The sequence below is a fragment of the Pantoea sp. CTOTU49201 genome (assembly GCF_032054795.1).
Taxonomy (GTDB): domain Bacteria; phylum Pseudomonadota; class Gammaproteobacteria; order Enterobacterales; family Enterobacteriaceae; genus Pantoea; species Pantoea symbiotica.
This window is the reverse complement of sequence record NZ_DAMBSA010000273.1, coordinates 1-6,557: the sequence shown is the minus strand read 5'-3', so window position 1 is coordinate 6,557 and position 6,557 is coordinate 1. Positions and strand designations below refer to the sequence as shown.

4 protein-coding genes are annotated in these 6,557 nt (G+C 52.5%); 1 reads left to right on the top strand and 3 read right to left on the bottom strand.

Going from position 1 to position 6,557, the window contains the following annotated elements; all coding sequences use genetic code 11:
- Positions 1-83: 83 nt before the first annotated feature.
- The 3 genes from ompF to pncB form a co-directional block, all read right to left on the bottom strand.
- Entirely contained in the window at positions 84-1,220 is a 1,137-nt protein-coding gene (ompF, locus tag RTY00_RS17295; RefSeq protein ID WP_312665260.1) for a porin OmpF, read from the bottom strand.
- Between the two features lie 299 nt (positions 1,221-1,519).
- On the bottom strand, positions 1,520-2,920 hold the full coding sequence (gene asnS / locus RTY00_RS17290) for an asparagine--tRNA ligase (RefSeq protein ID WP_312665259.1): 1,401 nt from the start codon (positions 2,918-2,920) through the stop codon (positions 1,520-1,522).
- Positions 2,921-3,072: 152 nt separating this feature from the next.
- The gene (gene pncB, locus RTY00_RS17285) at positions 3,073-4,278 is read right to left on the bottom strand and encodes a nicotinate phosphoribosyltransferase (RefSeq protein WP_036647933.1); all 1,206 of its coding nucleotides are present in this window, start codon (positions 4,276-4,278) and stop codon (positions 3,073-3,075) included.
- A gap of 253 nt (positions 4,279-4,531) precedes the next feature.
- Between pncB and pepN the strand changes: the two genes are divergently transcribed.
- Positions 4,532-6,557 (top strand): aminopeptidase N (gene pepN, locus RTY00_RS17280; protein ID WP_312665258.1); only part of this gene is annotated, 2,026 nt, incomplete at its 3' end.

Below are 6,557 nucleotides of genomic sequence, written 5' to 3'. Positions count from 1 at the left end.
GCTAATTGCGAAGCCGATCACTGAAATGCAAAACGGAGCCCGAAGGCTCCGTTTTTAGGTATTACGCAAATCTAATCGGGTGATTAGAACTGGTAAACCAGACCCAGTGCAACTACGTCGTCGGTAGCCAGACCCAGTGGGTTGTCATCGTTCAACTGGTTGATTTTGTAATCAACGTAGGTAGCCATGTTTTTGTTGAAGTAGTAGGTTGCGCCCACTTCAATGTATTTAACCAGGTCAGCATCGCCAACGCCTTCGATGTCTTTGCCTTTAGACTGAACATAGGCGATGGACGGACGCAGACCGAAGTCGAACTGGTACTGTGCAACAACTTCAAAGTTCTGAGCTTTGTTAGCGAAGCCAGAAACGGTAGTTTGAGTACCATCAGCCAAGGTAGCTTGCGCACCTGAGATTGGCGTTGAGTTGCGGGTTTCACCGTACATTGCAGCCAGGTATACGTTGTTTGCGTCATATTTCAGAGCGGTAGCCCAGTTTTCAGCACGCTTACCTGCACCGATGTTAGTCGCTACTACATCACCGTTGCTATCTACTACTGAACCAGCAGACTGCAGGTTAGTACGGTCGCTGCTGCTATAAGCTGCAGCTACACCAACACCGATTGGTGAAGTGTAAGAAGTTGACAGGCCATAGCCGTCACCGTTTGCACGGCGGATATCAGAACGGTCGTTTTTGCCCTGGTACTGTACTGCGAAGTTCCAACCGTCAACCAGACCGAAGAAGTTGGTGTTACGGTAGGTAAGCAGGCCGGTGCTACGACCGTTCATGAAGTTGTCTGAGTAACCTGAGTCGCCACCGAATTCTGGCAGAACGTCGGTCCAGCCGATTGCGTCATATACAACGCCGTAGTTACGACCATAATCGATTGAACCCGCATCGCCAAATTTCAGACCTGCGAAGCCCAGACGGGTTTTGTTGCCGTCTTGTGCATCAGAACCTTCAGAGTTGTTAGCCTGAATGTTGTATTCCCACTGGCCGTAACCGGTCAGTTGGTCATTAATCTGGGTTTCACCCTTGAAGCCGAAGCGAACATAAGTCTGGTCGCCGTCGCTGCCAGCGTCATCCGAGAAATAGTGCAGACCAACAGCTTTACCGTACAGGTCCAGCTTGTTGCCGTCTTTATTATAGATTTCTGCTGCGTTTGCTGCGCCGGCAGCTAACAGAGCAGGGATAACCACTGCAAGAATGTTGCGCTTCATCATTTTTTATTACCCTCATTGGAGTTATTTGGACATCTGCCACTGCTGCCAAGAAATCTTTACAGAACCTTGAAAGAAGTTTGATGTCTCCTGTGTCTGCACGCATCTTTCCATCACAGGGTTGCTAATTCTAGCCCGAAAATGATTCAAATCTCTCGATTAGGTATCAAAAGGAAAATATGTATTACAAAATGTAAAATATTGGGAACTTTGTGAGAGAACTCTAAATTTACAAAAATAAAAAAAGGCCGGCTAGGCCGACCTCTTTATATATATGAATTACTTATAATTAATCGCTAAATTTAGAAATTCGCGTTGCGTGGCGTACGTGGGAAGGGGATAACATCCCTTACATTTTGTACGCCGGTGACATAGGCGATTAATCGTTCGAAACCTAATCCAAAGCCTGCATGTGGCACGGTGCCGTAACGACGCAGGTCACGATACCACCAATAATCTTCTTTATTGAGACCCATTTCCGCCAGACGCGCATCCAGCACATCCAGACGCTCTTCACGCTGTGAACCACCGATGATTTCGCCGATGCCCGGCGCAAGAACATCCATCGCCGCCACGGTTTTACCATCTTCGTTCATACGCATATAGAAAGCTTTGATGTCTTTCGGGTAGTTTTTCACTACCACTGGCGCTTTGAAATGCTGCTCTGCGAGGTAACGTTCGTGCTCGGATGACAGATCCACGCCCCATGAAACCGGGTTTTCGAAGGTCTGACCGCTTTTCAGCAGAATATCAACCGCATCGGTGTAATCCACCTGAGCAAAGTCGGTAGTCACGAAACGCTCGAGACGCGCAATCGCATCTTTATCCACGCGCTCAGCAAAGAAGGCCATGTCATCAGCGCGCTCATTCAGCACGGCCTGGAACACGTATTTCAGCATAGATTCAGCCAAAGCTGCGGCATCATCCAGCGTTGCGAAAGCGATTTCCGGCTCCAGCATCCAGAATTCCGCCAGATGGCGGCTGGTGTTGGAGTTTTCTGCGCGGAACGTAGGACCAAAGGTATAGACCTTCGACAGCGCACAGGCGTAAGTTTCGGCATTGAGCTGGCCGGATACGGTCAGGAACGCTTCTTTACCGAAGAAGTCTTTATCGAAATCGATTTTGCCCTGCGGATCGCGCGGCAGGTTTTCCAGATCCAGCGTCGAAACGCGGAACATCTCGCCAGCACCTTCGGTATCCGAAGCGGTGATAAGTGGGGTAGAAACCCAGAAATAGCCGTTTTCGTGGAAGAAGCGATGCAGCGCCTGCGCCAGCGTATGACGTACGCGCGCCACGGCGCCCACCAGGTTAGTACGCGGACGCAGATGCGCCACTTCACGCAGGTATTCGATGCTATGACGTTTCGCCGCCATCGGATAGGTGTCCGGATCGTCAACCCAACCGGTGACTTCAACGTTAGTCGCCTGCAGTTCGAAGGCCTGGCCTTCGCCTGGCGATTCGACCACTTTGCCGGTAATGATCACCGAGCAACCGGTAGTCAGACGCAGCACTTCATCCTGATAATTATTCAGAGAATTATTGACGACGGCCTGAACGGGATTAAAGCAGGAACCGTCGTAAACGGCGATAAAGGAAAGACCAGCTTTGGAATCTCTTCGGGTACGCACCCAACCACGTACGGTGACTTCACTGTCAACCGCGACACGGCCGTGCAGTACATCCGCTACAGGCACAACGCTCATAAAGTTCTCTCTATATATAAAAGAAGGTGGATAAAAGCCCTTTTCCAGGGTTTTGCTATGTTACTTGCGAGCCGACAGGAAACAAGCAAAATTGCCGGGTTAATCGGAGATTTGTTGCGTGAAAGCAGGGTGCAAGCACCCTGCAATAAGAATCAGCTGGCTCTTTTGACCAGCGGCAGATCGAAGGCTTTGCGCAAGGCGCGCACGAAGGCTTTATCCTGGCAAATGGTTTTGCCGGGACTGTCGGAGAGTTTTGCCACCGGTTTGCCATTGCAGCTCACCAATTTGATCACGATATTCAGCGGCGTAACGCCGGGAATATCGCAGGACAAGCGCGTTCCGATACCGAACACCACGTTGGCACGTTGGCCAAAGTGACGATAGAGCGCCAGCGCTTTATCCAGATTGAGATTATCTGAGAACACCAGCGTTTTGCTTTTCGGATCGATATCCAACCGCTGATAGTGCGCAATGGCTTTTTCACCCCATTCCACCGGATCGCCGGAGTCATGGCGCAGGCCTTGATAACGATGAGCAAAGCCTGGACCAAAGTCGCGCAGGAAGGCATCCATGGTGATGCAGTCGGTCAGGGCGATGCCTAGCTGGTCGTCATACTCATCTAGCCAGGATTGCAGCGCCGCACGCTGGCTGTTCGCCAATACCGGGCTGATTTGCTGGTGCGCCTGGAACCATTCGTGTGCTTGCGTGCCCACCGGATTAAGCTGCAGGCGGCGCGCCAAATCGTAGTTGCTGGTGCCAACCAGCCACGGAAATTCCGCTTTGAGCGTCGCGACAATCGCTTCCTGCACCGCTTTGGAGTAACGGCGACGTGTACCGAAGTCCATCAGTTGGAAGCGTGACATATCCAAGTCGCCGACCTGCTGACGGAAATCCGTAAGCTTGTGCTGCAAGTGAGCAACGGCCTGATCCACACCCATTTGCGGCGTGCGATGACGATGCACCACCTCACTGATCAGCGCCAGCAGCGGCACTTCCCACAAAATCACTTCACGCCACGGCCCGCTGATCTGAATCGTCAGATGGCCGTTGTTATTACGCACGTTGACTTGTGACGGATCGAGGCGGAACTGGCGCAGCCAGTTAAGGTAATCGCTTTGGAAGAAAGGCAGCCCGCTAAGGTAGTGATACTCATCGTCGCTCAGGGCGAGCGTTTGCAGGGTTTCAATTTGTGCGCGGATCTCATCCGCATAAATACCGAGCAGTTCGTCGCCACGGCAGCGAAATTCCGCCGTAACCGGGACATCATAATAGCGATGATAGACGGCCTGCTGCATATGAAGCTTGTACGCATCGGTATCAAGCAGCGTGGTCAAAATCGGGGAAGCATGTCCAGTCATGGTGCGTTTCAGCATCCTCTTCCGCGGAGCAGAGCCCGGTGTTCAACAAAGTCATAAAGACGCAGGAGTATAAAACAGTAATGACCGCGATCACACCATAATTGCGGGTGGCAGGTCGAGGGTCATTTGTGCCATTGTTAATGAATTGTAGCCTTTTCAACGAACGCACGCATTGACCGTGGCAACCGAGGCACAACCCGCTTAGACTTTGACGGGTCAACATATTAACGAATTAACGATGCGAGAAGGACTCATGACGCAACAGCCGCAAATCAAATATCGCCACGATTACCGTGCGCCGGATTACACCATTACCGATATCGACCTGACTTTTGATCTGGATGCGGCTTCGACGCGCGTCACGGCGGTCAGTCAGGTGAAGCGTATTGGCGCTGCCGATGCGGAACTGCGTCTGGATGGCGAAGATCTCACGCTGGTATCGCTGGCGGTGGATGGCAATCCGTGGTCGCATTACCGTGAAGAAGAGGGCGCGTTGTTCATCAGCCAGTTACCGGACAACTTCACTCTGACCATCATTAATGACATTCATCCGGATAAAAACACCGCGCTGGAAGGGTTATACCAATCTGGCGAGGCGCTCTGTACCCAATGTGAAGCCGAAGGTTTCCGCCACATTACGTGGTATCTCGATCGCCCGGACGTGCTGGCGCGCTTCACCACCACCATTATTGCCGATGCCGCGCGTTATCCTTATTTACTCTCCAACGGCAACAAGCTGGAGAGCGGCCGCCACGAAGATGGCCGTCATTGGGTGAAGTGGCAAGATCCGTTCCCGAAACCGTGTTACCTGTTTGCGTTGGTGGCCGGTGATTTCGACGTATTACGCGATAGCTTTACCACGCGTTCAGGCCGTGATGTGGCGCTGGAGATCTTTGTCGATCGCGGCAACCTTGATCGTGCCGATTGGGCGATGACCTCGCTGAAAGCCAGCATGAAGTGGGATGAAGAGCGCTTTAACCTCGAGTACGATCTCGACATCTTTATGATCGTCGCGGTCGATTTCTTCAATATGGGCGCGATGGAGAACAAAGGCCTCAACGTCTTCAACTCCAAATATGTGCTGGCGAAAGCTGAAACCGCCACCGACAAAGATTACCTCGGTATTGAAGCAGTTATCGGTCACGAATATTTCCACAACTGGACCGGCAACCGCGTGACCTGCCGCGACTGGTTCCAGCTCAGCCTGAAAGAGGGTTTGACGGTGTTCCGCGATCAGGAGTTCAGCTCCGATCTCGGTTCGCGCGCGGTGAACCGTATCGATAACGTGCGTGTTATGCGCGGTGCGCAGTTCGCGGAAGACGCCAGCCCAATGGCGCATCCGATCCGTCCAGATCAGGTGATCGAGATGAACAACTTCTACACCTTAACGGTGTATGAGAAAGGTTCAGAAGTGATCCGCATGATGCACACCTTGCTGGGCGAAGAGAACTTCCAGAAAGGCATGCAACTCTATTTCGAACGTCATGATGGCAGCGCCGCAACCTGTGATGATTTCGTGCAGGCGATGGAAGATGCGTCAAACGTTGACCTGTCGCAGTTCCGTCGCTGGTACAGCCAGGCGGGTACGCCAATTCTGACGGTGCGCGATGACTACAACCCAGAACTGGAACAGTACACGCTGCACGTCACTCAGCGCACGCCGGTCACCGCCGAGCAGAAAGAGAAGCTGCCGCTGCACATTCCGCTGGATATCGAACTGTACGATAACGAAGGCAAGGTGATTCCGCTGCAGCATAACGGTCATCCGGTGCATCACGTGCTGAACGTTACCGAAGAGTTCCAGACCTTTATTTTCGATAACGTTTACTTCCAGCCAGTGCCATCGCTGCTGCGTGAATTCTCTGCGCCAGTGAAGCTCGATTATAAATGGAGCGATGCACAACTCACCTTCCTAATGCGCCACGCGCGCAACGACTTCGCGCGCTGGGATGCGGCGCAAAGCCTGCTGGCGACCTACATTCGCCTTAACGTGGCGCGCCATCAGCAAGGTCAGCCGCTGTCGCTGCCGCTGCATGTGGCTGATGCGTTCCGTGCGGTATTGCTGGATGAGCAGGGCGATCCGGCGCTGAAAGCGTTGATTCTCTCGCTGCCATCTGAGAATGAAATCGCCGAGCTGTTTGATGTTATCGATCCGCTGGCAATCTCTGCGGTGCGCGAGGCGCTGGTACGTACGCTGGCTAAAGAGTTGAATGACGAATTCTTCGCGCTCTATCTGGCCAACCAAAGCAGCGAATACAAAATTGAGCATGCGGAGATTG

Excerpts from the sequence above, each read along its gene's own strand:
- ompF (WP_312665260.1), bottom strand. The coding sequence starts at position 1,220 with ATGATGAAGCGCAACATTCTTGCAGTGGTTATCCCTGCTCTGTTAGCT.
- asnS (WP_312665259.1), bottom strand. The coding sequence starts at position 2,920 with ATGAGCGTTGTGCCTGTAGCGGATGTACTGCACGGCCGTGTCGCGGTT.
- pncB (WP_036647933.1), bottom strand. The coding sequence starts at position 4,278 with ATGACTGGACATGCTTCCCCGATTTTGACCACGCTGCTTGATACCGAT.